General features: G+C 73.8%; 2 protein-coding genes and 1 pseudogene. All 3 read left to right on the top strand.

Annotation, left to right across the window (positions count from 1 at the left end; all coding sequences use genetic code 11):
* Positions 1–316 (top strand): SCO6880 family protein (locus tag TOK_RS34510; protein WP_374754935.1); only part of this gene is annotated, 316 nt, incomplete at its 5' end.
* A gap of 95 nt (positions 317–411) precedes the next feature.
* Positions 412–1,998 (top strand): ATP-binding protein, encoded by a 1,587-nt coding sequence (locus TOK_RS27745; protein WP_253258680.1) that lies wholly within the window; start codon positions 412–414, stop codon positions 1,996–1,998.
* Positions 1,995–2,597, top strand: a pseudogene (locus TOK_RS33000) (hypothetical protein); the annotation flags it as partial. The gene TOK_RS27745 and the pseudogene TOK_RS33000, both read left to right, overlap by 4 nt.

The raw sequence follows: 2,597 nt of genomic DNA, 5'->3' as shown, positions 1-2,597 counted from the left end.
CCGCAACAACGTCATGACCGACTGGAAGGCCAACAAGGGCTTCAACACCACCGCCGCCGAACACCGCAAGGCCGGCGGCGCACGCAACCAGGAGTCCGCCGTCGCCGCCGGGCACTCGATGGTCCGGTTCACCGTCGCCGCCTCGATCACCGTCCCGGCCGGATGGAACCTCGAGGACCACGCCGCGAAGCTGGAGAACGACGCCTCAGGCCGGTTCCGGCTGCTGCGCCTGGAACTCGCCCAAGACAGCGCGTTCGTCGCGGCCGCGCTCCCGGTCGGGATCGGGCTGCCCCGCCTGCGGGGAGCGCTGGACTGATGCGCTTCCTTCGCTCCCCCCGCCCCGCCCGCCCTGCCCGCTCCACCCGCGCTGCGGGTGGCCCGGCGTCCGGGCCGCGGGACGCCCAGGACCTGATGAGCCTGTTCGCTCCCGGCGGCTCGCTGAGTCCCGCCCCCACAACAGGCGGTGACGGCCTCGACAGCCCGGACTCGCGAACCGAGCGGATCAACCGGGCGCTCGCCCCGCGCCGCGGCCGATCCGAGCCCGGCACCGGGTGGGCGCCGGTCGAGGCCGCCGCCCGGGTACCGGTCTATCAGGCCACCACCGGCGAGATCGGCGGGCTGTTCCCGCTGCTCGCCGCCAACGGCGTCCCCGCGATCGGCGCCCGCATGGGCTACGACGTGCTCTCCGGTGGGGCGTTCTACTGCCACCCCATCGAATGGCTGCTCCGCGGCCTGTCGACCAACCCGAACATGGTCATCTTCGGTGAACCCGGCCGCGGCAAGTCCTCCACCGTCGTCGCGTTCTGCCTGCGGATGATGCTGTTCGGGATCAAGACGCTGATCTCCGGCGACGTCAAGGGCGAGTACACCCCGCTGCTGCGCTCCCTGGGGATCACCCCCATCGCGCTCGGCCGGGGCAGCTCGGCCCGGCTCAACGCGCTCGACCTCGGCCCGCTGGCCGCCCGCTGGGCCGGCTGGACCGCCGCCCGGCAACGCGAGGAGCTCACCGGGATCCTGGCCCGCTGGACCAAGCTGCTCGCCGCGCTGGCCGAAACCCAGGGCTACCAGCCCACCGTCACCGACGAGCTCGTCCTCTCGGTCGTGCTGCGCCGCCTCGTCGGTGTCGAGGACGGCAGCACCCGGCTGCGCCCGATCACCATCCCCGACGTCGCCCGCGCCCTGGCCCACCCCGACGACGACCTGTGGCAGGTCGCCCGGTTCGCCGGGCCCCGAGAGTTCCTCGACCACACCCGCCTGATCACCGACGCCCTATCCAACCTCGTCCACGGCCCCCTCGCGGGGCTGTTCGACGAGCCAACCAACTTCGCCCTGGACTGGGACGCCCCGATCCAGTCGATGGACCTGTCGCTGCTGCGCTCACGCGGTGACCAGGCCATCGCCGTCGCGCTGACCTGCCTCGGGTCCTGGTCGTCGATGATCACCGACCTGCAAGACGACGGCGAGATCCGCATCGTCGTGCGCGACGAGGTCTGGCGCCAGATGCGCCTCGGGCTGCGGGCGGTGCACGCCGTGGATTCCGACCTGCGGCTGTCCCGCGCCGAACGCAAGATCCAGCTGCTGGTCATGCACAAGCCCTCGGACCTGCTCTCGGTCGGCGCCGCCGGCTCGCAGGAGGTCGCGATCGCCAAAGACCTCCTCGCGCTGTGCTCGACCCGGATCCTGCTCGGGCAGTCCACCCGCGTCGCCGACGAGCTCGCCACCGAGCTCGCGCTGTCCGAGCGCGAGCAGGACGTCACCAACGGCTGGGCCATGGAACGCCGCGGCCGCGCCCTGTGGAAAATCGAGAACCATCCCGGGTGGAAAGTCCAGACCGTCCTCTCGGCCACTGAGCAGCGGATCTTCGACACCAACGCCCAGCTCCGCGCTCACACGCCCCCCGCGCCAGCTCCCCTGACGCCACAGCCGCCGCCACTGCCCGACGTCCGGGCCGCTGCGTCCGGGCAGGTCAACGGCTATCCGCTCGGGGCGTCGAGATGAGGACCGGTCGGCCGGGCGCGCGGGCGGCCACGATCGGCGCGCTCGTGCTCGGGCTGATCTCGACGAGCACGGGCGTCGCGCAGGCCGCCGACGCCCACCCGCTCGTGGTCGACCCCGGCGCTGCAGTGTCGTGCGGGTGGCGGGCGGCGGCCGCCGACCTCGCCGCGGCGACCGCCGCCGCGACCGACCCCCGTGCGCAGGCCATCCACGACGCCCTCGTCAAGGCCGGCCTCACCTCCGCGCAGCCGCGCTGCAGCACCTCGACAGGCACCGGCACGACAGGCACCGGCACCGGGTCGGGCTCCGGCACGGGGGCGGCCGGCTCGGGCCTCCAGGACGGGGCCGGCGGTGCGGCGGTGAAGGGCATCGACGACGGCGCGCCAGGCGGGGGCCGGACGCTGACCGTGGGCGCCGCCGGGACCTACCGCGACATCAGCGCTGCGGTCGACGCCGCCCAGCCCGGTGACACCGTGCAGGTCGCCGCGGGCACCTACCCCGGCTTCGCTGTGTCCCGCGACGGCGCGCCCAGCAAGTGGCTCACCATCGCCGCGGCACCCGGCGCGGCCGTCGTCATCGACGGCGCCGGCTCATCCGGCTCA

The sequence above is a fragment of the Pseudonocardia sp. N23 genome (assembly GCF_002583555.1).
GTDB lineage: Bacteria > Actinomycetota > Actinomycetes > Mycobacteriales > Pseudonocardiaceae > Pseudonocardia.
This window is presented reverse-complemented; position numbering and strand designations above follow the sequence as displayed.

What these genes read in the sequence shown, in the direction of transcription:
- TOK_RS27745 (WP_253258680.1), top strand. Translation starts at nt 412, where the DNA reads ATGAGCCTGTTCGCTCCCGGCGGCTCGCTGAGTCCCGCCCCCACAACA.